Source organism: Nostocoides sp. (assembly GCF_037045025.1).
GTDB lineage: Bacteria > Actinomycetota > Actinomycetes > Actinomycetales > Dermatophilaceae > Nostocoides_A.
Genome location: NZ_JBAOHM010000003.1, coordinates 88995 through 113326, shown reverse-complemented (window position 1 = coordinate 113326; position 24332 = coordinate 88995). Strand labels below are relative to the sequence as shown.

Here is a 24332-nt window from a genome sequence, read left to right as displayed (position 1 = left end):
GGATCGATCGATCCACTTTAGTGACGACACACCGAGGGGTTAGAAGCCGCATCACTGCAGGTCAAAACGGGGATCAGCCCTCAAACCACTCGCAACTTCGGCTTAGGCGGGGGCCCTTAGGCGAGGGGCAGGGTGAGGTCGACGGTCAGGCCGCGACCGGTCTGCGGGTCGGTGGGCCGGCAGGCGAGGTCGCCGCCCATCCGCTCTATCAGGTATGCCGCGATGAACAGCCCCAGCCCGCGGCCGGGTTTGCCGTCGGCGTTGGTGCCGCGGATGCCGCGGCCGGTGAGCAGGTCGAGTTCGCGGGCGGCGACCCCCGGGCCGGTGTCGGCGATGGCGAGACGCAGCATCCCGCCGGCCGCGGGGAAGGTGGCGGTCACGACGACGGGCGTGCCGGCATACTTGGCGGCGTTGGCGAGGATGTTGTCGAGGATCTGCTGCATCCGGCGGGCGTCATAGCCGAGCAGGCAGGCGGGCAGGTCGATCCGGGCGACGCGGCCATCGGTGTCGACCAACCGGATGAGTGCCTCGAGTGCGCCGCTTGAGTGTTCGGCGACCGTCACCGGGAGGGCCTGGAGTTCGTCGGCGCTGGCGTCGAAGAGTTCGGTGACGAGGGAGTCGAGCTGGGCGCACTTGGCGAGGATCTGCTCCAGCCGCCGACGGCGGTCGGTGGCCGGTTCACCGAGCGCGAGCACCTCGGTGGCGGCGGTGATCGACGCGAGCGGGCTGCGGATGTCGTGGCTGAGCTGGGCGAGCAGTTCCTTCTTGCTCTCCTGGGCCACGCGTTCACGCTCCCGGGCCGCGGCCAGCTCGGTCCGCATCAGATCAAAGCTCTCCGAGAACGCGCCGAACGCATTGCCGCGGTCCATCGCCAGCGGGACCGCGAGATCGCCGCCGGCGACCCGGCGAGCGAAGTGTTCGAGCGTGCGGAAGGGGCGCAGCATCCGGCGCTCGACCCAGGCGAGGACGAGGGCGGCGCCGGCCAGAACGGCGGCCAGCGCGAGGCCGGTCGCCCACAGGGCGGTGCGGCCGCGTTCGGCGACGCGGGCGGGGGTGTCGGGGGCGAGATAGAGCCGGCCGACGCCGCGGCCGGCGACCCGCAGGTCGAGCGCGGAAGCGCCGGCGCGCAGCGCGGCGAGCTCACTCGTGGCGTCCAGGTCGTGGGCGGCGAGGACCCGGCCGGTGGCGTCGACCACCGCCGCCCGCCCGTATGCCGCGAGCTCCCCCTCGCCGATCGCGCTCCCCCACGTGTCCTCCAGCCGGCGTTGCAGCGCGTGTGCGGCGACGACGTCCGGCGGTGGGAGCGGCCGGGTCACGGCGAACGCGAGAGCGCCCCAGGTCAGTGCGGCGAGCACGGCAAGGGCGGCGAAGACGCGCCAGGGCCTCACCCGAGGGCGTCCTCGAAGAGGTAGCCGCGGCCCCAGACGGTGCGGATGTAGCGGGGGTGGTCGGGGTCGGGCTCGATGCGTGTGCGCAGCCGGGAGACGTGCACGGTCAGCGTGCCGTCGCCGGTGATCGCCTCCTCCCAGACGTCCCGGAAGAGTTCGGCCTTGGTCAGCACCCGGCCGCGATGCTCGACGAGGTAGCGCAGCAGCCGGTGCTCCAGCGCGGGCAGGCTCACCTCGGCGCCGTCGACGTAGACGCGGTCGTTCGCGGCGTCGATCCGCAGGTGCCCGTCGTCGTAGTCGGCCTCCCGGCGGGGCGCGGCACTCGCGCGTTCGAGGACCCGTCGGACCTTGGCCAGCAGGACGCTGAGCGAATAGGGCTTGCGGATGTAGTCGTCGCCGCCGAGAGTCAGGCCGAGGATTTGGTCGTCGTCGCTGCCGCGGGCGCTGACAAACAGGATCGGCAGGTCGGATTCGGCGCGCAACCGGCGGCACAGGTCGAAGCCGCTGCCGTCGGGCAGGTTGACGTCGAGCAGCACGAGGTCGACGTCGTGGCGCTCGAGGAAGGCCGCCGCCGAGGCGGCGGTGGCCACGTGGGCGGCGGTAATGCCGAAGTAGCCGAGGTACTCGGTCGTGCTGCGGGCCAGCTCGTCCTCGTCGTCGACCAGCAGGACCTGCACGCCCACCCCGCTCAGACCTCGGCGGCCGCGGCGACCAGGGCGGCATTGTCGGGGGCGAGCGCGCCGTCGGGCAGCCGCAGCGTGTCCTCCAGCCCGATGCGCGTGTCCAGGCCGAGGCGCCGGGCCAGGCGCAGCGCCGGCCAGGTGCTTTCGCCCTCGCCGTGCAGCAGGACCGGCACGACATCGCGGGCCTCGCGCAGCCGGCCGAGCAGGTGGCCGCTCAGCCGCTCGGTGACCTCGGCATCGCGGTCGGGCAGTTCGAGCAGCACGCGCAGGCAGCGCCCGCGCAGACCGGAACGCAACCACGAGTCGAGCGCCGTGGGGGTCCACAGGCCCGCCTCGACCCCGATCCCCCGCTCGAGCAGCGCGGCAGCGACCTGCTCGGCACCGTCCTCGTGCCAGTTGACCGAGGCATGGTCGGGCAGCGCCGACCAGGTGGAGATGTTGGCGAGCCGGGCCTCGACGTCGGGCTGGGCCCAGGCGCCGGTCGTCACCCCGACGGGCAGCCCGGGCGCGGCCCGCCGGATGGCTTCCAGAGTCGCGGCGAGCGGCCGGGCGGCGAAGGTGTCGGTGCCGGCGGCGGACTTGACGTGCACGTGCAGCGCGGCGGCCCCCGCGGCCTGCGCGGCAGCCGCGTCGGCCGCGAGCGCGGCCGGGGTCACCGGCAGCCGGGGATGCTCGCCCGGCATACGGGCACCGTTGAGGCACGCCTGGAGCACGCTCCCGACGCTACCGCGCGCGGGTGGCCGCGGCATACCAGCGGCAGGACCCGCCTGCCGAAGATGTGCGACTCAGCCACAGCTGAAGTGGCCCCGTGCCCGCGAAACGGCCCCCTAGCGCACCTTCGTGAAGGTCCCGATAGGCAGCACGGTGGTGGCCATCAAGGAAACCCTGCTAGCAGAAGTTGCACGGAGTACGCGGGTGGTGGACGGAGATCTCGCCCTCAGCGGACAAGGACGGTGCGGCCCATCGGCATCAGATTGCGGGCCCAGATCATGTCCATGGCGGCGTTGGAGACGCGGGCGCACCCGTGCGAGGCGGGATAGCCGGGGACGCTGGCCGAGCCGTGGACGGCGATGCCGCCGACGAAGTACTTCGGCCGCCACAGGTCCCCGAGCGGGCCCTCGTCGAGGCCGTCGATCTGCATGATCACCGAGAACGTCCCGCGCGGGGTGATCGCGGTCCGGGTCTCGCCCTCGTTGACGTACTGCTGGCCGCTGCCGGTGCTGGTGTTGAGGATGGCGACGATCGCGCCGTTCTCGACGATCGTCAGCACCTGGGTCGCCAGGTTGATTTGGACGGCGTTGCCGCTGACGTACAGCGTCGGCCGCACGCCCTTGGCCAGGGCCGCCCGGGTGGCCGGGCCATACACGCCGTCGCGCCCGAGGCCAGCGGTCTTTTGCAGGGCCATGACCGCCTGGCTGGTCTGGTAGCCGTAGGTCCCGTCGGGTGTGCCGAGCCAATAGCCGAGATCACTGAGCCGCTGCTGCATCCGTTGCACGGCCGGGCCCGTGGAGCCGACCTTCATCATGCTGGTGTCGGTCAGGGGAGGTGGCGTCGCGGTCGTGCTCGACGGCGTCGTCGGCTTCGCCGTGGTGGACGCCGAGCGCGATGCCGTGGGTGGGCGGGTGGTCGAGGAGGAGTTGGGGCCGCCCGTGCCGGTTGGGCCGGAACCGCCCGGTGTCATCGAACCGCCCGGTGTCGTCGAACTGCCGGAGGCGCCAGTCGCCGTCGAGGTGCTCGGCGAGGTCGCGCGCGATCCGGAGCTACCCGTGCCGGTGTCGCTCCCGCTGCCGGCCGAGCACCCGGCCAGGGCCCCGGCCGCCAGGGTCCCGGCGGCCACCACCGTCGCGATCCGTCGGCCCAGCGTGGTCATCGATCCGTCTCCTTTGCTGCCGGTCGCCTGACGGTCGGCTTTCACCGAGACTGACGCGCCGGGAGCGCGTCCGGTTGTGTCCGCGCAGATAACGGCCTCGTCACACCACAGCCCGGAATCGCCGGCAAACCGCCATCTGCCGGTCCGTGGGCCCGAAGCGCGGAATTCCCCTCAAACGATGTAGCGTTATCCCCACGACACGACACATTCCCGGGACCGCTCCGCGCCACCGGTGACGGCCAGGGTGCCGCAACCGGTCAGCGATGCCGTCCCGCTGACGACACAAGGGGGTCACGCCATGGGGCGCGGCCGGGCCAAAGCCAAGCAAACCAAGGTCGCCCGGGAGTTGAAGTACTACTCCCCGAATACCGACCTCAGCGCGCTTGAGCGCGAACTCCACCAAGGCGCCAGCGTGCGCCACGCCGAGGACTTCTCCGACGACGCTGAGATCGTGGAGGACGACGAGGACGACGACGACTACGGTCGTTGGGCTTCCGGGAGTCGCTGACCCCCTGAGTGCGCGCCGGTGCCCCTGCTACCGGCGTTTTTCTGGCACGCTCACGCCATGAGCACTGCCACCCCCTCCGGCACCGCTGAGCGCGTCCGTTCCCTGGGCGTCGAGACGACCGGGATCGAGATCATCGGCGAGGCCGAGCGGTCGGCCTCGCCGAAGGACCTCTTTTGGCCCTGGTTCGCGGCCAATGTCTCGGTCTTTGGCATCTCGTATGCCGCGTTCGTCCTCGGCTTCGGCATCTCCTTTTGGCAGGGGGTGTTGGTCACGGTCGTCGGGGTCGTGGTCAGCTTTTTCCTGTGCGGGATCATCGCCCTCGCCGGCAAACGCGGCTCGGCCCCGACGATGATCCTGTCGCGAGCCCCCTTCGGCGTTGTCGGTCAGAAGCTGCCGGGGATCATCTCGTGGCTGGTCTCCATCGGTTGGGAGACGTTCTTGGCGATCACCGCGACGTTGGCGACGGCGACCATCTTCGATCGGCTGGGCTGGGGCGGTGGCACGGCCACCAAGATCATCGCGGCGGCGGTCGTCGCGCTGATGATCGTGGCCGCCTCAGTGGCCGGCTATCACATCATCATGCGGATGCAGTCCTACCTGACCTGGATCACCGGGATCGTGACGATCGCCTTCATCATCCTGGCGGCAAGGCACATCGACTGGGGAACGGTCTCGGCGCTGCCGAGCGGGCCCTGGCAGGCGGTCATCGGGGCGCTGGTCATGGTCATGACCGGTTTCGGCCTCGGCTGGATCAACATCGCCGCCGACTGGTCGCGCTATCAGCGCCGCGACGCCTCCGGGCCCGCGATCATCTTCTGGAATACCTTCGGCGGCGCCGTCGCTCCGACCGCGCTCGTGGTCTTCGGCCTGCTGCTCGCCGGCTCGGACGCCACGGTGAACGAGGGCATCCTGAGCAACCCGATCGGTGCCCTCGCCGAGATCCTGCCGACCTGGTTCCTCGTGCCCTTCCTCATCGCGGTCATCCTCTCGCTGGTCAGCGGCGCGGTGCTCGGCATCTATTCCTCGGGCCTGACGCTGCTCTCGCTCGGCGTGCGCATCCCGCGGCCGGCGGCTGCCCTGGTCGATGGCGTCATCTTGACGCTCGGGACGATCTGGGTCGTGTTCTTCGCCGAGAGCTTCGCCGGCCCGTTCCAGTCCTTCCTCATCACGCTCGGGGTCCCGCTCGCGGCCTGGGCGGGGATCATGATGAGCGATATCGCCCTGCGACGGCGCGACTACGACGAGAACTCGCTGTTCGACCGGCGCGGGGTCTATGGCGCGGTCGACTGGATCTCGATCGCCACCATGGTGGTGATGTCGGTGCTCGGCTGGGGGCTGGTCGTCAACAACTTCGCCCAAGACGCCTCGTGGAACAACTGGCAGGGCTTCCTCCTTCAGCCCCTCGGCCTCGGCACCTGGAACGCCGCGGACGGCTACTGGGAGGGCAACTGGCCCTACGCCAACCTGGGCGTGCTGCTCGCCCTGGCCGGGTCGTTCCTGGTCACCTTCCTCGCCCGCCGCCCTTGGGTGCGCGAGCAGGAGCTGCCGCGGGGGTATGCGGCATACGGGCCAGGGTTGACAGGCCGCTGAGGTGAGCGCGTTGGCACCGCTCGGCGGCGACGATTGGCTCGTCGTCATCGACCCGCAGGCGATCTTCGCCGACCCGGCAACGAGCGCCTGGGGCTCGCCGATGTTCGCGACTGCGCTGCCGCGCATGGTGGCGCTGGCTGCGGCATACGGGCCGGAGCGGACGATCCTGACGCGCTTCGTCGCCGACCCGGGCGCCGGTGGGTCCTGGGGCGCCTACTACCGGGACTGGCCGTTCGCGCTTGTCCCCGATGACGATCCGCTCTATGTGCTCGTCCCCGAGTTGGCCGGTGCGGCGGGGCACGTGGTCACGTGCGCGACCTTCGGCAAGTGGGGACCGGCGCTGCGGGCGGTCGTCGGGGAGCATCCTCGCCTGACACTCGCGGGGGTTTCGACCGACTGCTGCGTGATCGCCACCGCGTTGCCTGCCGCCGATGCCGGGGCGAGCATCCGGATTGCCGCGAACGCGTGCGCCGGGTCGACCCGAGACGACCACGAGCACGCGCTCGCCGTGCTGGCGTTGTTCGCCCCGCAGATTGTCATCGCCGCCATGTCCGACAAGTCCTAAGTGGTAGAGGCTTCGGCGTCGAGGGCTTGTTCGAAGGCGGGTGACGGAACCTCAGGTCATGGTCGTTCAGGACGCGGCGAACGGTCGCTGGGAGGCCCAGAACAGGTTCTCGTAGGAGCCGCGGTGCGCCAGGCGGCGGTGGGAGAAGTCTTTCTCCCCGAACTCGGCGAACGCTTCCAGAATGGCCTCGACCTCGGCTGGGGTCAACGCCTTGACCGCCTCCCCCCGCCGGGCGATCTCTGCGTTCGCCTCGTCGAGTTCGACCTCCTTGGCCGAGCGTCCCGGGTGCCCGGGTTCGAGGTCGGTGACGCGGCCAACGCGCCGTCCTTGGCGACCTGGCGGACCCGGATGATCGTCAAGCAGTCCACCCCGGCCCCAGCCAGATCTCGTACTTCGCCGATGGTGAAAGGTCGCCGTTGTTTGCCGGCGGGTCACGCCGGGTAAGAGAGGTCGGTTCTGGCTGTCAGGCTGGTGGGGCCGGGGTTGGGCGGCGCCTCACGCCGGTCAGGGCCGGTCAGGTGGGGCGGTGTCCCCAGCCGAGGGCTGGGGGTGGGATGGAGAGGTAGGTGTGGCCGGTGGGGGTGGTGATCGCGGTGATGTGGGTGCGGGGCCTGGCGTTGCGGGCGATGTGGGTGTTGCGGTCGGTCTCGGGTCCGGCGGCGTAGGCGGCGATCTCGGCGCGGGTTAGGACGCGGGTGGTGAACCCGGGCAGGTCTTTGGTGTAGTTGCAGCCGGCGGACAGGCCTTGCCCGTTCTGGTAGCTGGTGGGCCCGCCCTTCGCGGCGGGGACGGCGTGGTCAGCGTGGCGGATGGGGGCATCGCAGTGGGGCATCCGGCAGCGATCGTCGCGCAGGATGAGCAGGGAGCGCAGCAGGGGTGGGAAGAGGCGGGCGGCGGATTCGAGGGCGATCAGGTCGCGCCGGTCGGGGCTGGTGAACGCCCGCCGCAGGGACACCGCGGCGGGGTGCTCGCCGGGGCCCGGCGGACCGTAGTGGTTGTCGGGGGTGTCGGTGTCGGTGTCGGGGGTGTCGCAGCCGTACAGGAGCCATTCGCGGGCGAGGGCGGCGGGGATGGTGCCGTGGCCGAGGATGCGGACGGGGTCGGCGGCGCCGGCGCAGCGGCTGCCCTCGCCGGGGCGGTGCCAGGCAGGCTCGGTGGGTGGGTGCTGGTCCGTCGGGGTTGGCGGCTCGCCCGCCGGGGCTTCGGTGATGGGGTCGGACTCGGTGGCGGGGTGGCTGTCGGGATGCGTGTCGGCGGGGTCAGGGGGCCGCTGGTCGGCGAGGACGCCGGCGGGGTCGGTGTCGTCGGGATCGGCGGCCTTGTCCGGGTCGCCGCGATCGTCACCGGGGGATGGCGCGGGCGCGGCGGGGCCGCTGGGGCCGCTGGGGCCGGCCGGCTGGGTCCTGCTGCCCGCACGGGTGTCGGCGGGCTCGGCGCCGTCATCGTTCGGCTCGCCGTGGGTGTCAGGCTCTCCAGGCGACGGCTGGTCGGCGGGCTCGCCGTCGTCGGTGGGGTCAGCGTCGGCGGTGGCATCGCCGGGAACCGTCTCGGCCGGCGAGCTGGCAGCAGGCTCGGACTCGGGCTCGGCAGCGTCGGCTTCGGCGGGCCAAGGTTCGGGTTCGCCGGCGCCGGCGTCGTCGCCAGTGCGGGTGTCGGCGGTCTCAGTCGCGCCGCTGTCGCTGCCGGTGGTTTCGGTGGCACGGCTGTCGGCGGTGCTGTCGCTGCCGGTGGTGTCGGGAGCGCCGGTGGTGTCGGTGAGCGCCGGTGGTGTCGGTGTCGGTGTTGTCGGTGGTGTCACTGGGGGCGGTGGGGGTGAATAGGTCGCTCAGGTCGTTGAGGTTCTTGCCGTACAGGTTGTCGGGGGTCATCACCAGGGTGACCGCGGCCGGGGGGAACTGCCCGGACGCCAGCCCAGACAGCCGCGCGATGGCGGTGTCGGCCAGCACCTGCGAATAGGTCCGCTCCCCCGGCGGGTCGTCCGGGTCGGCGCCGGCGAGCACGCCGGTGGCGTGCCGGTGCAAACACGCGTACGCGGACACGATCCGCGGCAACGTGTCCAAGAGGGTCAGGTAGGCCATCCCGTCCGGCGCCGGCCGGGTCCACGCTCCCCGGGAGGAGACCGCTTTGGCGTGCCTGGCCAGGACGGCGTCCGGGTCGAGCCGGGCGGCGACCTGGGCGGCGGCGGCCCGCGCCTGCGCCAGGGTCAACACCGGCAACCGCTCCCCGAGCTCGGCGTCCAGGAGGCGCTGGTCGTCCTCGGACAACCCGGCGGCTTCGGCGCAGACCGCGCCCGCGACCGCCGGGGAGATCAGGCCCGCGGTCAGGGCGGCCAGGGTGTGCGGTAACACGCTGGTCAACGCCCGCGACTGGGACAGCTGCGCCTGCGCCGCCGACGGGCTACACCCGCGGGCCAGCGCGAGTTGCGGGGTGATTCCCCGCCCCGCCGCCCGCGGCGAGAGCCCGCGGGCGTGCGCGTCGGCGGTATGGGTGTCGGCGAACGCGACGCTCACTCGCGCCTGGGCCGCCGCCAGGGCCGCTTTGAGGCGTTCACACACGCTCAACACCTCGATCCGCTCCCCCTGCCCCGCGTCCTGGGCCAGGCCGTCGACCTCGGCCAACGCGTCGGTGATCGCGGTCAGCCAGGCCACCTGATCGCTCGCCCGCTGTGGTGCCCCCACCAGCTCCGCGAACCGGGCGCCGCACTCATCCCCACCCTCGCCGCCGCCGGGGTAGCCGCCGCGGCCGCGGCGGGGGAACTGGGCGGCCTCGTAGTCCTCCATGTCCGCGCGGATCTGGGCGAAGAACGCGGCCTCCTCGGCCGCGTCGGCGAACATCGGCTCCTCATCCCCGCGTTGCAGCAGCGCCAGCTCTTCCTCCGGAGTCAGCTGACCGGCCAGCCCGTCACAGTCATCAAAGAAGTCATTCACGGTGTGGTCCCAGCCGCCATCGTCCCCGGGGGTTCCGGGGGTGGTGGGTAGGATCGCCGTCATGCCACAATTGTACTACATTACCTGTCGGTAGACAAGAACAAACGGAGGAATTATCGCTGTGGGGACGGGGCTTTTGGTCGCGTGCCGCGGCTGCTTGGCCGTTCGATGTTGCTGGGGGGTGGGGCCTTTGGTTGGTGGCGGGGGAGGCTGCGATCTGGTGAGGATGTCTGGCTGGGCTTGGCGGGTTGGGACTGTTCGGGCGACAGGACCCTCGCGGCTGCTCGCGCCCGACGCTGAGTGGCGCCCAACGCTAAGTGGCGGCCAAAGCTGGCGCCCTGCTTGGTCTTGCCGGACACCGCCATAACGGCCCAACTGGAGACCCCTTCGTGAAAACCTGGGCAGACCAGCGGCCCACCCCAGCCCACCCACATCCAGCCCGAACCAACAGTCCCAAAGACAGCCACGGAGACCGAATCCACCGGGTCTTCCACGGATCGAGGCTAAGTACCCGACCGACGAGGGAGGGCGGCCACTTCCTGGCGTGTCCTAGGGTTGGCCCATGGCAGACGACGCGCGGGTGCTGGTGCCCGCGGCCGACCAGTCGTGGCTGCACATGGACCGGCCCACGAAGCTGATGTACGGCCACGGCCTTTTCATTCTCGACGGTGAGCCGGACTTGGCGCAGTTCCGGGAGGTCTGCCGCGAGCGGATGATCAACCGCTACCGAGTGTTCAGCCAGTGTGCCGTCCAGAGCGGGGCGCAATGGTATTGGGAGGACGATCCGGCCTTCGATCTGGCCCGGCACCTCACCCGCGTCGAACTCCCCGGCGCATCCGACGCGGCGGCCCTCCAAGACCACATCGGGCGCGCGTTCGCGACCCCCTTCGACCATGACCACCCGTTGTGGAATATCGACCTCATCGTCGGTGTGCACGGATTCGGACCGACGCCCACCTCCGCGATCCATTTCCGCGCCCACCACGCGATCACCGACGGCATCCGCATCGTCCAGTTGATCTTGTCCCTCTTCGACCATGTCGGGGACGAGCACGAGCTGCCGCCGCGGGTCGGGCGCGACAACGAATCACACGGGCTGTTGGCCGCCGGGCCCGAGGCGGTCAGGCGCGGGCTGGCCGACGCCGGCGACATCGGCCGTAGCCTCGTCGACGGCGCCCTGCACCTGCCGCGGACCGTGGCCGGTCACCTGCGCCCGAGCGCCCTGCAGAGCGACCTGGCCGCGCTCATCCATCCGGGCCGCCTGGTCGACGTCTTCGAGCTGCTTGGTTCCACCCAGAACGAGAGCATCAACACCGTCGGCGAAATGAGCCGCGTTCTCGCCTCCGGTCACGAGGTCACCACGGCGTGGAGCGGCACGCCGGGCATCGACAAGCTCGTCGCCTGGGTTGACGGTCTCGATCTGGCGGCGATGAAGACGGTCGCGCGGCGACACGACGCCACGCTCAACGATCTCTACATGACCTTGGTATCGCTCGCGTTGACCGACTACCTTCGGGAGCGGGATGCGCTCGTGGAGGAGATCCACTGGATGATGCCGATGTCGCTGCAGCCGCTCGACATCGAGTCGGCGCCGACCGAGCTGGGCAATCACTTCTGTCTCGTCTTCGTGCCGATGCCGCTTGGCAGCGACGACTTCGGCGAGGTCGTCCACGCGGTTCAGACCCGGATGCAGCGGGTCAAGAATAGCCAGGAACCGGTGATCACCTTCGGCTTACAAAAGGTGATGGCCCGGTTGCCCCGCGCCATGGCCAACGCGTTGACCGACCTGTTTGCCAGCAAGGCCGCCGGCGTGTTGAGCGCCGTCCCCGGGCCGGCCACGCCGATGTCGGTATGCGGGGTGCCCGTCGCCTCGATCTTAGCCTGGCCACCCAACAGCGGTGACCAGGCGATGAGCATGTGCATGTTCTCCTACAGCGGAGAGGTGACGATCGGCCTGGCCTGCGATGCGACCTTGCTCCCGGATCCCCAGGTAATCACCGGCTACCTGCGGCGCGCCTACGACCGGCACGTCGTGGGCGCCATCTGAGCGCGACCGGTCACAGGTCGAACCAGGCCACCGCCGGCTCGACGAGGCTACCGAGCCACACCCGGCCGTCGTGCTCGCGCACCCCGGTCGCCATCTGCCAGCGGCGCGCGTCACAGTCGATGTCGTGCACGACCTGCCCGTTCAGGTCGTATGCCGCGACGCGCGCCACCCGCTGCGGCGCCGGCTGCAGCCACTCGGGGGCGCGGCGGACGAGCCCACGCAGCAGCGCCGGGAAATGCTGCAAAACCCCGAGAATCGGATCGCTCGGCGAGGTGTAGGTCACCCAGATCAAACCGTCCGACCCAAGCGCGATGTTGTCCGGGTGTGACGGCAGGTCCTCGGCAAAGACATCGGCGTTCCCGGCGAGCCGACCGGACAGGTAGTGCCGGCGCAGCCGCCGGTGCCCGGTCTCGGCGACGACGACGAAGGACCCGTCGGGTGCCTTGGCGACACCATTGGCGAAGCTCAACCCGTCGAGGACGACGTCGGGTTCGGTGCTGCCCGGATCGAGCCGCAGCAGCCGGCCGGTGCAGGTGTCCTCGATCAGGTCGGCCTTCCACCGCTCGATCGACCACCGGGTGCTGGAGTCGGTGAACCAGATCGTACCGTCCGAGAGCACGGCGGCGTTGTTGGTGAAGACCATCGGCACGCCGGCGACGGTGCGCGCGAGCACGTCGACCCGGCCGTCGTGGGTGTCCATGGCCACCAGGCCGCGGTGGGCGTCGCAGACCAGTAGGCGCCCATCGGGCAGCCACTCCAGCCCGAGCGGGCGCCCGCCCGTGCCGCCGACCCGCCAGACCTCGTCGCCCCCGGCGCCGAGGGCATAGACATAGCCGTCGGCGCAGCCGGTGTACACGGTGCCGTCCTCAGCGACCAGGACGTCTTCGGCGCCCACGCCGGGCACCGGGATCACGGTGAGGTTGCGCTGCTGCATACCCACCGAGGTTATGCCCGCCGGCCGGTCAGCTCAGCGTGATGTCGGCGACCGATCGCAGCCCGTCATCAGCAGTCCCGGCCCACCAGCTCAGGCGAAGGCCCCGCCCGCAAACCTCACACACGGCGACATTGTTGTCGAACCAGGGGCCGTGGGTGACCGTCCAGGGATACTTGGGGTCGCCGATTCGTGCCGAACGATTGGCGAGGAAGCGCATCGGCCGCACGAGCCGCTTGGCCACGAGCGAGATCGCGATGCGCAGCCAGCGTGGCATCGGGTTGCGCATCGGTGAGGCGACCGCCTGGATGATCCGGGACTGGGCGGCATACCGCCCTAGCTCGGTCACCTCGGCGAGATAGGAGTTGTGGACATCTCCGGAAAGGAAGGTGATCGTGGCCGGAGCCGGTCCACGCCCTCCCCGAGCGAGGTCGATGACCATGGCGAAGACGTCGTCGAAGCCGCTGGTGAACGCGGCCCAGTGCTCCAGGTCGACCGCCTGGCGCAGCTTCTCCCCCAGCCGGGCCAGGCGCGGGCCGAAGCTGCCGTTGGCGAGTTGCTCATCGACCGCCTCGAGGTCGTGCAGGCCGGGCGGTAGGAGAAAGGGGAGCGAGGTGCCGATGAAGACGTGGTCGCACCCGCCGCGCAGCTGATCGTCCAGCCAGGCCAGCTCGCGCTCATCGAGCATGGAGCGCCGTTCGGGCTGCAATTCACGGGCTGCGCGGGAGTCGAGGACGATCAGCAGGCTGTCCCCGAGGTCGCGGGTGTAGCTCCACCGATAGGTCTCGGGATGCTCGTCGGCCCGGTCGGCCAGGGCGTCGAGAGCGGCGGTGATGTCGACCTCTCCGCCGTCCTTGGCGGCCTGGACCCGACGCCAGATCTCGTCCGCGGCGAGGTCGCGCGGGGCAAGGTTGCCGGCGTGTTGGTAGACCCAGTAAGAGGCGAGCGCGCTTTCGATGCGCAGCTGCCACCACGGCAGCTGGGTGATCTCGTGGCGCCAGGCATAGGAGGTGTTCCAGTCGTCCCGGACATCGTGGTCGTCGAAGATCATCGCGCTCGGGATGGTGGAGAGCAGCCAGCGGACGACCGGGTCGAGCCAGGCGAGCTGATAAAGGTGGTCGTATTCGACGTAGTCGCGGATCTCGTCCTGCGGCTCCTCGCCGGGCGCGCGGCGAGCGTGGATGACGGCCAGCATCTCCGGGTTGACGACCTCGTCGGCATAGACCTGGTCGCCGAGGAAGAGCAGCACGTCGGGCCAGTGAACGGCGGCGCGATCGCGGGCAAGAGCCATGCCATACGAGCGCAGGGCGTCGATCCCGTGCATCGCGACCGCGTCGGGGTCGTGGCCCGCCGTGGTGCGGCACGAGCCGAACGCCAGCCGCGTGGGCCGCGCCGGATCGATCGTGCGGATCACGCTGGGCGGGAAGGTGCTGGCCGGCGGGGGCCAGACCTCGGCCCCGTCGATAGCCACCGTGTAGGGCAGCCGGCTCGCCGGCGCCAGCCCGGTGACCAGGACGAGCGCGTAGTGGAAGCCGTGCGCCGTGAACGTGCGCGCGGACCACTCCCGGCCGTCGGCGTGGACGGAAACGGTTGCCGCCTGGTGGGTTTGGACCCAGATCGAGACCGAATTCTCGTCGGCGTAACGGAGCATCGGACCGAGCCGCAGGGGGCTGTCGCGCTCATCGGCGGCCATCTCGGCAGCTTAGGACATCTCCTCGCTCCACGGCTGAAATTCCCGGACGCCGACGTTCCTATTCCTCGCCTCGGCTGCCAGACTCGCACCCAACGGGTTGACCACACGGGTCGCCCGAGACGAGGAGGTCGCGCATGTCCGACACGACAGTTCCGGTTGCCGGCGACGGTGGAGCCGACGGCGGGGCCGATGGCAGCGCCGCGGACGCGGTGCTGGGCGACGACGCCTTGGGCGGCGACGGCGGCGCGGACAGCGGCGCCGGCGGTGACGGTGGGGCCGATGGTGGCGCCGGCGACGGTGGGGCGGATGGCGGCGCCGATGACGGCGCGGTTGGTGACGGCGGAGCCGACGGCGGCGCGGCTGGCGATGGCGGCGCGGATGGCGGAGCCGATGCTGGCGGCGATGGCGGCGCCGGCGGCGACGGTGGGGCCGACGGTGGGGCCTGACCTAGCCCGGCTACGTTAGCGAGCCCAGGGCGCTGCCCCCGACCGGGGGGCAGCGCCCTGGGCTTTGTCCGGTCACGCCTTGGTGTGGCGTGGTGGTGCGATCAGGAGCGGTATCCCGGCATGCGCGGGTTGCACACGTCGAGGGTCCACGCGTCGAACTTCTTCAGCCAGGTCTTCAGGCGGGTCATGTCGAGCCTTTTCGATGAGTGTCGGTTGTCCGTGACGGGCATTTCTGTTGGCGTTGCACGTCCTTGTGACACCACGACAATTGTCTCGCTCTCCAACCGATAACACAATTAACGTGCGGAAATATGTCCCATGCGTCAGGAGCATGCATTAACGCCTCGGGGGCGCCGCGCAGAGGCGCCTGGCGCCATGCTGTCCGCCGGAAGGCTGGGCCTGCCTCTGGCGCGCTCTCCCTAGCGCGGGTGGGTGTTGACCAGCTGGACCGAGCCGCCGTGCACGCCCTTGGCGCCGCGCACCACCTCGACGTCGTCCCTGATCGGGGCGTCCTCGGCGTTATACACCTGACCGAGGAGCCAGCTGACGATACCCCGGCCGGCAAGCACCTGCCGGGCCGCCTCCGCGGCACCCGGCGGAAGCACGGCGACGAAGCCGACACCCATATTGAGCGTGCGCTCCACGTCGTCCCGGGGCACCCGGCCCAGCGTCCCGATCGCCTCGAAGACCGCCGGTGGCGTCCAGGTCGTGCGGTCGATGCGGGCGTGCACCCCCGCCGGCAGCACGCGGGCGAGGTTAGCGGCCAGGCCACCGCCGGTCACATGCGACAGCGCGTGGATGCCGCCACCGGCGATGACGGCGGGGTCGCGAATGACGTCGAGCAGGTCGGCGGCATACACCCGGGTGGGGGTGAGCAGCTCCTCGCCGAGCGTGCGGCCGAACTCCGGGACCGACCGTTCCAGGCTCCAGTCCGCGGCGGCGATCACCCGCCGGACGAGAGAAAAACCGTTGGCGTGCAACCCGGATGACGCCAACGCCAGCACGACGTCGCCCGTGGCGACGCGCTGCGGGCCGATGATCTCGGCATACTCCACGACGCCGGTGGCCGCGCCGGCGAGGTCGTATTCGTCCGGCTCCATCAGCCCGGGGTGCTCGGCCGTTTCCCCGCCGACGAGCGCGACCCGCGCCTGGACGCACGCGGCGGCGATCCCGCCGACGAGGGCGGCGATGCGCTCGGGCACGACGCTGCCGCAAGCGATGTAGTCGGTCATGAACAGCGGCTCGGCCCCGCACACGACGATGTCGTCCACCACCATGCCCACCAGGTCGAAGCCGACGGTGTCGTGCCGGTCGAGCGCCTGCGCGATGGCCACCTTGGTGCCGACCCCGTCGGTGGACGTGGCCAGCACCGGACGGGTCATTCGCGCAAGGGCGGAGGCGTCGAAGAGGCCGGCAAACCCGCCGAGACCGCCGATCACCTCCGGCCGGGTCGCTCGCGCGACGGACGCCTTCATCAGCTCGACGGCCTTGTCACCGGCCTCGACATCGACACCAGCGGCGGCATACGTGATCGGCGTCGGCTCCACGCCGCCAGCCTATGTCCCCCGTTGAGTGTCCCCGTTGGGCCGCTCCCGGCGAAGTCGCTTCTGCTCAGTCCTCCCTCGCTGCACCCCCGGCTTCCGCGCCGGTGTCGTGGGCGAGCAGCTCGCGCAGGATCGGGCCGAGTCGCTCCCAGTCCGCCTCCAGGCCGAGGTCGCGGCCGATGTCCCGGACGGTGGCGGCAAAGAGCGCTCCGGAATCCGCGAGCGCCGGGTGAATGTGGCCGAACACCTCGAGGATCACCGTGCCATAAAGCCGGACCCAGGCCCGCTGGAAGATCCACAGCATGCCCGGCCCGACGGTGGGCAGTGCGCCGACGACCTCGACCTTCTCCGCGGGCGGAGCCGCCAGGGCCGCAACCACGTTCGCGCCGAGTTCGCTCGCCAACTGCTCCGCGCCGGGCACGGGGAAGTGCACCTGCTGCCACAGCCGGGTGAAGATCTCAGCGAAGAACACCCCGAAGCTTTCGTGTCCCTCCAGGCTCGTCGTCACTCCCGGGATCGTCGGGCAGCAGGTCGTCTCCTCACCATCGGCCACCGACTCGGCACTGGCAAAGACCAACCGGAACTCGGCCGGCTCGCGCAGCGCCCAGCTGCGGAAGGCCACCGCCGCGGCGACGATCTGGCCGGCCGGATCGGTGGCGGGGAAGCGGTCCCGCGCGGCCGCCATGTGCTCCACGACGTCGACGAAGATCGCCCGCCCGAGCAGCGCGAGCAACTCCGCGTGTCCGTCGACATAGCGGTAGAGCGCCGGCGGGGTCATCCCCATCTCGCCGGCCACCGCGCGCAGCGAGACCTCCTCGCCGCGCGCGAGCAATGCCCGGCTCACGACGACGATTTCGTCGTAGGTCGCCAGCCGCTGCCGTTCGCGGCGGGTTAGGCCGCCCCCCATCGGCCCGCCGAGCCCCGACTCGCTCGTCATCGAACTCGTCACCGTTCCCTCCTCGCTGTTCACCCGGTGAATCCAGTCTAACGCTTGACAACGGTAGTTACGACCAATAACAGTTATCTCTGTAAACATCAGCGATGTTCCATCGCAGATGCGTCGTCCACTTACAGGAGGCAGGGGTATGGACAGTTGGGGTCGGTACGTGGCGCGCCGCGCCAAGGCGGTGCTCGCGTTCGTCGCGGCGGTCGTCGCCGTCGCGGCGGCATACGGAATCGGGGTCTTCGGGTCGCTGCACGACGGCGGGTTCGAGGATCCGGCGAGCGAGTCGGCGCGCGGCGCCGCGATGATCACCGAACACTTCCCGGACAGCCAGGTCGACGCCGTCGCGATCTATCGTGACCCGGCCCGGGCGGCCACGGACCCGAGCGTCGAGCATGCCGTCACCGCCGTCGTGGACGCGCTCCCGGCGACGGCGGTCCGCTCGGCGGTCACCTACTACGACAGCCGCAATCCGGCACAGCTCGGCGACAACGGCCACGCGACGCGCGTCTTCCTCACGCTCACCGGCGACAGCGAGGACGAGAAGTCCGCGGCATACGACGCGATCAAGGACCGACTGGCGGCTCCCGGGCTGGAGACACATGTGGCCGGGGCGTGGGCGGTCTATGCCGACGTCAACGCGCAGGTCGGTGACGACATCGCCCGCGCCGAAAGCCTGACGATGCCGATCGTGTTCGTGCTGTCGCTGCTGATCTTTGGCTCGCTCGTCACCGCGCTCATGCCGACGCTGATCGGTGCCATCGCCGTCCTCGGCGCCTTCGCGATCGTCCGGCTGCTGACCGGGCTGACCGACATCTCGGTCTTTGCGATCAACGTCATCACGCTGCTCGGGATGGGGCTGGCGATCGACTACGCGTTGTTCGTCGTCGCCCGCTTCCGCGAGGAGCTGGCCGGCCAAGCGGACGCCTCCCGGGATTCGGTGCGCCGGGCCAGCGCGGCCGCCGTCGCGACGGCCGGGCGGACCGTGCTCTTCTCCGGCCTGATCGTCACCGCGTCACTCGGCTCGCTGCTTGTCTTCCCGCAGAACTTCCTGCGCTCGATGGGCCTGGGCGGCATGGCGGCCGTGCTGGTCGCGATGCTCGCCGCGCTCACCGTGCTGCCTGCGCTGCTGACGATCCTCGGCCCGCGCATCGACTGGGGCAAAATGCCGTGGCGGCGCGGTCTGACCGACCGGGTGGCCGGTCGGCACGCTGGCGCCCCGGCCGGGATCTGGGCGCGTCTCGGGCACAGCGTCATGCGGCGTCCGGTCAGCTATCTGCTGGCGGTCGGGGCCGTCCTGCTCGTCCTCGCGGCGCCGTTTTGGGGTGCCCGCTGGGGTGGCGTCGACGAAAGGGTGCTCCCGGCGAGCAGCCCGAGCCACGCGGCAGCGATTGCCCAGTCCGATTGGTTCGGCGGGCCGGACGCGAGTGCACCGATCGTCCTGACCGGGGCCACCCCGGAGCAAGCTCAGTCGTATGCCGCTCGCGTCGACGCCCTACCGGGTGTTTATGCCGTCACGCCGGGTGCCGAGGCGAGAATCGACGGGCAGCCCGCGGCACTGCTGACCGCCCACTGGATCGGCGAGGCCCAGTCGCCGGCGTCCCAAGACGTCGCCCGGGCGATCCGGGAGGTGACGCCGGGAGGCGAGGCGGCGGCATACGTCACCGGCGCGAGCGCCGCGACCGTCGACCTGGTCGACTCCGTCGGCGCGCACCTGCCGTGGATGGGGCTGCTGGTCGCCGGGGTGATGCTCGTCATGCTGTTCCTGGCGTTCGGCTCGATTGTGTTGCCGCTCAAGGCGATCGTCGTCGGGTTGGTGTCGATCAGCGCATCGTTCGGCGTGGTGACCTGGATCTTCCAGGACGGCCACCTGTCCTCGTGGCTCGGCTTCACCGCGCCCGGCTACCTCGATGCGACCCAGCCGATTCTCATGCTCGCCATCTTGTCGGGCTGTCCATGGACTATGAGGTCTTCCTGCTTTCCCGGGCCCGCGAGGAGTGGGACCGCACCGGCGACAACCAGGGCGCGGTGGCGGCGGGGCTGCAGCATACGGGCGCGATCATCACCAGCGCGGCGGTGCTGCTCGCCGTTGTCATCGGCGGGTTCGCGACCTCGGGGATCGTCTTTTTGAAGATGATCGGTATCGGGATGCTCGTCGCCGTGCTCATCGATGCGACGATTGTCCGCTCGATCCTCGTCCCGGCGACGATGCGCCTGCTCGGCCGGGCCAATTGGTGGGCGCCGCCGGCGTTGACGCGGGTGTGGGAGCGCTACGGCCACCGCGAGGGGCCGGGCGACCTGGGCCCCGCGTTCCGCCCGCAGCCGCTGCCGTCCGGGTCATGACGTCCCGGGTCATGACGTCGTGTAGCCGCGGCGGGTCAGCTTGCGCCAGATCCACGTGCTCGGGACCTGGTTGCCGGTGACGACATACTCGATGACGCCGTCGTTGAACAGCACTTCGCTGAGGTCACGATGGGAGTGGCGGCGAGAGCCGAGCAACCATTCGTCGCCCTCCTTGACCTCGGTGTCCTCCCCCGGATCGAAGTAGCTGCGCCCCTCGCGGGTCAAGGAGACCGGGAAGTTCGCGGTGACCTGGTCCCGGTCGTCGGGGCGGCGCAGCAAATCCCCGATCGTCGCCGGATGGTGACGCAGCCAGCGAACCACGGCGGGCGCCGACTTGGCGTTGAGGACCAGCCCGTAGGGCTCGGGTGACCCCGAGCCGCACCGGTCGACGAGGCGGCGGACCAGGTCCTCGGCCCAGGCGTCGTCCTGCTCCATCGCGTGCTCGAGAAAGGCCCAGGTCCGCGGCGTGCTGATCCGGGCGAAGGCTTCCCGCCCGACCAGGTCGGTCGGCACAAAGAGACTGTCCGGACTAAACGCCTCGTAGAGGCGGGTGCGGGTCGTGCTGCTCTGGCGCAAGCAGATGAATACCTCGGGGAACTCCGTGCGGACCTCGGCGGCCAGCGCCAGGTTGACCGTGTCGCGGTCGGTGCCGCCGACGAAACCGACGGCCCGGCTGACGTCGGGATGACCGTTGTCGGCGGATGCGAACTCCACCTCGAAGCCGGCGGCCCGCAGGTCGCGGGCGATCTCGTCGCGGAACTGCCCCTCGGCACAGACGACCCACAACCCCTCCGACTCCACCTCACCCCGGTCCGGCAGCGCCGTCCCGGGGGGGCTCATCAGCCAGGCGACCAGTTGATAGACGGCTGGACGCCGCAGCGCCAGCGTCAGATAGCCACCGAAACGGTCATAGGCGTTGATGATGGCCGCCGCCCCAAACGCCGCCATGTGCTCGGCGATCTCCCGGTTGGCGCACCGGGCGACCACCGGCACGTCGGGCTTGAGCAGATGCACCGCTTGGACGATCGCGAGGTTGGCGTCGTCGTCGTCGGTCAACGCCAACACTCCCTGGCAGTTGGCGCTACCCAACCCGGCCATGCCGAGCACCGCCGGATTGGCGGCATCGGCCTCGAGGCCGGGCACGTCCGCGGATAGCCCGTCGGTGCCGAGGGAATCGATCCGGCCGCCGTGCCGGTCGACGGCGACGAACCGGCGCCCGAGCCGGTCCAGCCCGCGACCGACCATCCGGCCGGCCTGGCCGTACCCCGCAAGGATATGGAAGTCGTCGCGTAGCACGCGCACCTTGCGGGCAAACCGCTGACCGTGCACGGCATCGCGGAACATCTCGTCCTGGAAGAGCGCCAGCATCGTCCCGATCGCAAAGGCCCATACGATGACCGTCGCATAGATCGTCATCGTCACCCACAGCCGTTGCTGCGTCGTGAACGGATAGGGGATCTCGCCGAAGCCGATCGTCGTCGCGGTGTAGCTCATCACGTAGAACGACTCGAATACGGTCAGCTTGCGCGGATGTCCGTCGGGGTCCAGCCCCGGGGTGGCCGCCAGGCCGAAGACGGAGAAGCTGAACACGAGGATCAGGCTGATCAGCGGCCAGCGCATCCGGCGCAGCATGAGGAAGATCGCATCCGTCGTCGGCGCATCCGTGGGGATCGCGACCGGCAGCCGGCGCAGCACCGACTGCAGCCGCAGCAGCGGCCGGACGAAAAGGAGGGGGTTGGCCACGGATCAGCGGCGCTGATAGGTCGCCGTCTCGATGACGAGCAGCATGATCGAGACGAGATTGGCGAGCAGCGCTCCGCCGGACAGCGACACGACGCTGCTCATGTGCTCAATGGTCAGGCCGGCCGTGGTCGCCTCGCTCGCCCAGATCCACACCGCCGCAGCGGCGATCAACTGGATGACGGCGACCAGGCTGGTGGCCAGGTGCAGCGCCCCGATCTGGGTGCGGTCGCCAAACTTGAGCACGAGCGCGATGATGTTGACGATCACCGCGGCATACAGCTCGTAGACGTTGTGCACCCGGGCATCGGTCAGGTCGCCGACGAAAAAGCCGAAATTCAGCGTGGCTGCCAGGACCACGAAAAACGCGAAGACCACCTTCTCGAGGTTCACACCGCCGAGCGTAGCCACCCGACGGCCCCGTGGTCGCGCCGCCGGGCATCCCCGCCGCCCGGCGAGGAAGTTCTGCTAGCAGCAGTTAGTCGGCCTCCCACTACGTTGCTGCCTATTGGTGGGCAAGCAAGTTCTGCTAGCAGAAGTTCCACGGGGGCGCCCCAGTGGGCGCACTGGCCCTCAGCCGCTGACGATCTCCACCGGGAGCTGCATCTCCAACAGCGACTTGCCCAGCCGGTCCTCCGAGGGCAGCGGGATGGGGTAGTCGCCGGTGAAGCACGCCGTGCACAGGGCGGCTCGATCCTGGTGGGTGGCGGCGACCATGCCGTCCTCGCTGATGTAGCCAAGCGAGTCGGCGTCGATCGAGCGGCATACCTCCTCGACGTCCAGGCCAGTGGCGATCAGCTCGGCCCGGGTGGCGAAGTCGATCCCATAGAAGCATGGCCAGCGCACCGGGGGTGAGGAGATGCGGACGTGGACTTCGGCGGCGCCGGCCTCGCGCAGCATCCGGACCAGGGCTCGCTGGGTGTTGCCGCGGACGATCGAATCGTCCACCACGACCAGGCGTTTGCCGTGAATGACCTCGCGCAATGGGTTGAGCTTGAGCCGGATGCCGAGCTGGCGGATCGTCTGGTTGGGCTGGATGAAGGTGCGCCCGACATAGGCGTTCTTGACCAGACCCTGGCCGTAGGGGATGCCGGACTCCTGGGCATAGCCGATCGCCGCCGGCGTGCCGGACTCGGGGGTCGGGATGACGAGGTCGGCCTCGACGGTATGCTCGCGCGCCAGTGTGCGCCCCATCTCGACCCGGGCCTCGTGCACGACCCGGCCGTTGATCGTGGTGTCGGGGCGGGCGAGATAGACGTGTTCGAAAACGCAACCCTTGGGCTGCGGGCTGGCCCAGTGGCGCGAGCGCAGGCCGTCCTCGTCGATCGCGACGAGTTCGCCCGGCTCAACCTCGCGGATGAACGCGGCACCGACGATGTCGAGGGCGGCGGTCTCGGACGCGACGACCCAGCCGCGGTCGAGGCGGCCGAGGACGAGGGGCCGCACGCCCTGCGGGTCGCGGGCGGCATACAGCGTGTGCTCGTCCATGAAAACGACGCTGAAGGCCCCTCGTAGGAGCGGCAACACCTCCAAGGCGCGCTCCTCGATGGTCTTGCTCGGGTCATCGACAAGCAGGGCCGTGACCAGCGCGGTGTCGGTTGTGTTGCCGCGACGCAACTCACCGGCGTGGACGTCGAAGCCCTGCTCCGCGCGCTCCATGACATGCTCACGCAGCTGGATGGAGTTGGTGAGATTTCCGTTGTGCGCCAAGGCGACCGTGAACCCAGAATGCCCGCCGAGCGTCGGCTGGGCGTTCTCCCACGTCGAGCCGCCGGTCGTCGAATAGCGGCAATGGCCGACCGCGATGTGGCCGGTCAGGCTGGCGAGGGAGCGCTCGTCGAAGACCTGACTGACCAGGCCCATGTCCTTGTAGACGAGCAGCCGGCGCCCGTCGGACGTTGCGATCCCGGCCGACTCCTGCCCGCGGTGCTGCAGCGCGTAGAGACCGTAGTAACAGAGCTTGGCGACGTCCTCGCCGTGGACCCACAGGCCGAATACCCCACAAGCGTCTTGAGGCCCGCGCTCACCGGGGAGCAGGTCGTGGGTGAGGCGTCCGTCTCCGCGTGGCACGACCCCAATGGTCTCATGGATCGTATGCCGCCCGTCGCGGGACCTCGCGCCACCGGCCTCTCCGGGCACGACGCCGACCCTCCCTGGGGGGCCGAGCGCGCCCGGATGCCACCCCCTGCCGTGACACCCGAGCACCGGCCCGTCGTAGGGTGGCAACCGGGGTGGGTAATCCGCCACCTGGCCCGGCGGATGTGGCCGAATCGGTATTGAAGGTCAACCGTCCGGTGGACGCCGGCGGCGTTTTCCCGGGTCCGAGGGACCCCATAAGGCCATCAACGGAAAACCTGAGGCGCGCGCCCAATGTGCCCGGATGGGCTCCAGCCGCACCGTTGTGGCAATCGCGCCGCCCGGCGCGAATCCACCATCCGAAAGGAACCACCATGCTTATGCGCTCCAGGCTTATGCGCTCCAGCACGCGCCGCACCCTCTCCGCCACCACTGCCATCGCCGGCATCGGGTTGGCCGTGGCCGGACCGGCCTGGGCGGGTGCCGACGAGCCCGCCGGCATCGTCCGGCCGCCCGCCGCGAACGCACGGATCACCGTGTTCAGCAAGTTCGAGGTCAAGCACAGCGGCCAGGTCATGGGTATCTCCGGCGGTTCGACCAGCAACCAAGCGCGGGCCATCCAGGCCCCGTTCTTCGGCGACCTCAACCAGCAGTGGACCCGCACGCCGGTCAGCAGCACCCCGGCGAACAACAACAATGCCAACACCCCGCCGTTCAACCTGGTGGACCGCAAGTCGGGCAAGTGCCTCGACACCGCGAATCTCGGCTCCTTGCAGGCCGGAGCAGCCGTGGTCCAGGCCACCTGCGACGGCACAATCAGCCAGCGCTGGTATGTCCACAAGCAGGCCGATGACGGTCTGCTGACCGGCAAGGGCTACCGCTTCATCTTCAACGACTGGAGCGAGCTGGTCCTGGACGTCTCCGGCGCCTCCACGTCCGTCGGCGCCCCGATCATCCAGTGGCCCGCAAAATCGGTCTTCAACGGGGCCAACCAACTGTGGCACGAGGACATCGGCGGCTTCGCCTGATCTGCTTACC

Annotated in this window: 21 protein-coding genes and 1 pseudogene; 9 read left to right on the top strand and 13 right to left on the bottom strand. The window is 70.2% G+C overall.

The features are described from left to right. Positions 1–116: 116 nt before the first annotated feature. The 4 genes from V9G19_RS00665 to V9G19_RS00650 form a co-directional block, all read right to left on the bottom strand. Complete coding sequence (locus tag V9G19_RS00665) at positions 117–1388, bottom strand: HAMP domain-containing sensor histidine kinase (protein WP_462283570.1); 1272 nt, start codon at positions 1386–1388, stop codon at positions 117–119. Next, the gene (locus V9G19_RS00660; protein WP_462283569.1) at positions 1385–2071 is read right to left on the bottom strand and encodes a response regulator transcription factor; all 687 of its coding nucleotides are present in this window, start codon (positions 2069–2071) and stop codon (positions 1385–1387) included. Before V9G19_RS00660 ends, V9G19_RS00665 begins: the two co-directional genes overlap by 4 nt. A 5-nt stretch (positions 2072–2076) precedes the next feature. After that, positions 2077–2784 carry a 3-keto-5-aminohexanoate cleavage protein gene (locus V9G19_RS00655; RefSeq protein WP_462283568.1) on the bottom strand — a complete coding sequence of 236 codons (708 nt, stop codon included), beginning with the start codon at positions 2782–2784 and terminating at the stop codon, positions 2077–2079. 224 nt (positions 2785–3008) lie between these two features. Then, on the bottom strand, positions 3009–3593 hold the full coding sequence (locus V9G19_RS00650) for a L,D-transpeptidase family protein (RefSeq protein ID WP_462283567.1): 585 nt from the start codon (positions 3591–3593) through the stop codon (positions 3009–3011). Here V9G19_RS00650 and V9G19_RS00645 point away from each other — a divergent pair. The 4 genes from V9G19_RS00645 (at position 3577) to V9G19_RS00630 (ending at position 6604) form a co-directional block, all read left to right on the top strand. Next, a complete protein-coding gene (locus V9G19_RS00645; RefSeq protein WP_462283566.1) occupies positions 3577–3972 on the top strand; it encodes a hypothetical protein in 396 nt (131 codons plus the stop codon). The genes V9G19_RS00650 and V9G19_RS00645 overlap by 17 nt on opposite strands. Before the next feature lie 267 nt (positions 3973–4239). Beyond that, the gene (locus V9G19_RS00640; protein WP_462283876.1) at positions 4240–4449 is read left to right on the top strand and encodes a DUF3073 domain-containing protein; all 210 of its coding nucleotides are present in this window, start codon (positions 4240–4242) and stop codon (positions 4447–4449) included. 57 nt (positions 4450–4506) lie between these two features. Next, positions 4507–6039, top strand: a complete 1533-nt coding sequence (locus V9G19_RS00635; protein WP_462283565.1) for a purine-cytosine permease family protein — start codon at positions 4507–4509, stop codon at positions 6037–6039. Between the two features lies 1 nt (position 6040). Next, complete coding sequence (locus V9G19_RS00630) at positions 6041–6604, top strand: cysteine hydrolase family protein (protein ID WP_462283564.1); 564 nt, start codon at positions 6041–6043, stop codon at positions 6602–6604. A gap of 66 nt (positions 6605–6670) precedes the next feature. Here the strand turns inward: V9G19_RS00630 and V9G19_RS00625 are convergent, their stop codons facing one another. Together V9G19_RS00625 and V9G19_RS00620 are read right to left on the bottom strand one after the other, a co-directional pair. Then, positions 6671–7039 (bottom strand): hypothetical protein, encoded by a 369-nt coding sequence (locus V9G19_RS00625; RefSeq protein WP_462283563.1) that lies wholly within the window; start codon positions 7037–7039, stop codon positions 6671–6673. A 1226-nt stretch (positions 7040–8265) separates the two neighbouring features. Further along, positions 8266–9594 carry a DUF222 domain-containing protein gene (locus V9G19_RS00620; RefSeq protein WP_462283562.1) on the bottom strand — a complete coding sequence of 443 codons (1329 nt, stop codon included), beginning with the start codon at positions 9592–9594 and terminating at the stop codon, positions 8266–8268. A gap of 499 nt (positions 9595–10093) precedes the next feature. On the opposite strand from V9G19_RS00620, the gene V9G19_RS00615 reads away from it, so the two are divergent. Beyond that, positions 10094–11578 carry a WS/DGAT domain-containing protein gene (locus V9G19_RS00615; protein ID WP_462283561.1) on the top strand — a complete coding sequence of 495 codons (1485 nt, stop codon included), beginning with the start codon at positions 10094–10096 and terminating at the stop codon, positions 11576–11578. Between the two features lie 10 nt (positions 11579–11588). Here V9G19_RS00615 and V9G19_RS00610 read toward each other — a convergent pair whose 3' ends face one another. Both V9G19_RS00610 and V9G19_RS00605 read right to left on the bottom strand, forming a co-directional pair. Continuing rightward, entirely contained in the window at positions 11589–12512 is a 924-nt protein-coding gene (locus V9G19_RS00610; protein WP_462283560.1) for an SMP-30/gluconolactonase/LRE family protein, read from the bottom strand. 28 nt (positions 12513–12540) lie between these two features. Then, positions 12541–14202 (bottom strand): alkaline phosphatase D family protein, encoded by a 1662-nt coding sequence (locus tag V9G19_RS00605; protein WP_462283559.1) that lies wholly within the window; start codon positions 14200–14202, stop codon positions 12541–12543. Positions 14203–14336: 134 nt separating this feature from the next. Between V9G19_RS00605 and V9G19_RS00600 the strand changes: the two genes are divergently transcribed. After that, positions 14337–14648: a hypothetical protein gene (locus tag V9G19_RS00600; protein ID WP_462283558.1), complete on the top strand. Its 312-nt coding sequence runs from the start codon at positions 14337–14339 to the stop codon at positions 14646–14648. A 419-nt stretch (positions 14649–15067) separates the two neighbouring features. Here V9G19_RS00600 and purM read toward each other — a convergent pair whose 3' ends face one another. After that, positions 15068–16195: a phosphoribosylformylglycinamidine cyclo-ligase gene (purM, locus tag V9G19_RS00595; RefSeq protein WP_462283557.1), complete on the bottom strand. Its 1128-nt coding sequence runs from the start codon at positions 16193–16195 to the stop codon at positions 15068–15070. A 64-nt stretch (positions 16196–16259) separates the two neighbouring features. Beyond that, positions 16260–17141, bottom strand: a complete 882-nt coding sequence (locus V9G19_RS00590; RefSeq protein WP_462283556.1) for a TetR/AcrR family transcriptional regulator — start codon at positions 17139–17141, stop codon at positions 16260–16262. 106 nt (positions 17142–17247) lie between these two features. On the opposite strand from V9G19_RS00590, the pseudogene V9G19_RS00585 reads away from it, so the two are divergent. Both V9G19_RS00585 and V9G19_RS00580 read left to right on the top strand, forming a co-directional pair. After that, positions 17248–18990, top strand: a pseudogene (locus tag V9G19_RS00585) (MMPL family transporter); the annotation flags it as partial. A gap of 101 nt (positions 18991–19091) precedes the next feature. Next, complete coding sequence (locus V9G19_RS00580; protein WP_462283555.1) at positions 19092–19478, top strand: MMPL family transporter; 387 nt, start codon at positions 19092–19094, stop codon at positions 19476–19478. 9 nt (positions 19479–19487) lie between these two features. Here V9G19_RS00580 and V9G19_RS00575 read toward each other — a convergent pair whose 3' ends face one another. The 3 genes from V9G19_RS00575 to purF form a co-directional block, all read right to left on the bottom strand. Continuing rightward, positions 19488–21221: an NAD-binding protein gene (locus V9G19_RS00575; protein WP_462283554.1), complete on the bottom strand. Its 1734-nt coding sequence runs from the start codon at positions 21219–21221 to the stop codon at positions 19488–19490. A gap of 3 nt (positions 21222–21224) precedes the next feature. Continuing rightward, a complete protein-coding gene (locus V9G19_RS00570) occupies positions 21225–21611 on the bottom strand; it encodes a DUF6394 family protein (protein WP_462283553.1) in 387 nt (128 codons plus the stop codon). A 180-nt stretch (positions 21612–21791) separates the two neighbouring features. Next, positions 21792–23288 (bottom strand): amidophosphoribosyltransferase, encoded by a 1497-nt coding sequence (purF, locus tag V9G19_RS00565; protein WP_462283552.1) that lies wholly within the window; start codon positions 23286–23288, stop codon positions 21792–21794. Between the two features lie 149 nt (positions 23289–23437). Between purF and V9G19_RS00560 the strand changes: the two genes are divergently transcribed. After that, entirely contained in the window at positions 23438–24322 is an 885-nt protein-coding gene (locus V9G19_RS00560; RefSeq protein ID WP_462283551.1) for an RICIN domain-containing protein, read from the top strand. Positions 24323–24332 lie beyond the last annotated feature (10 nt).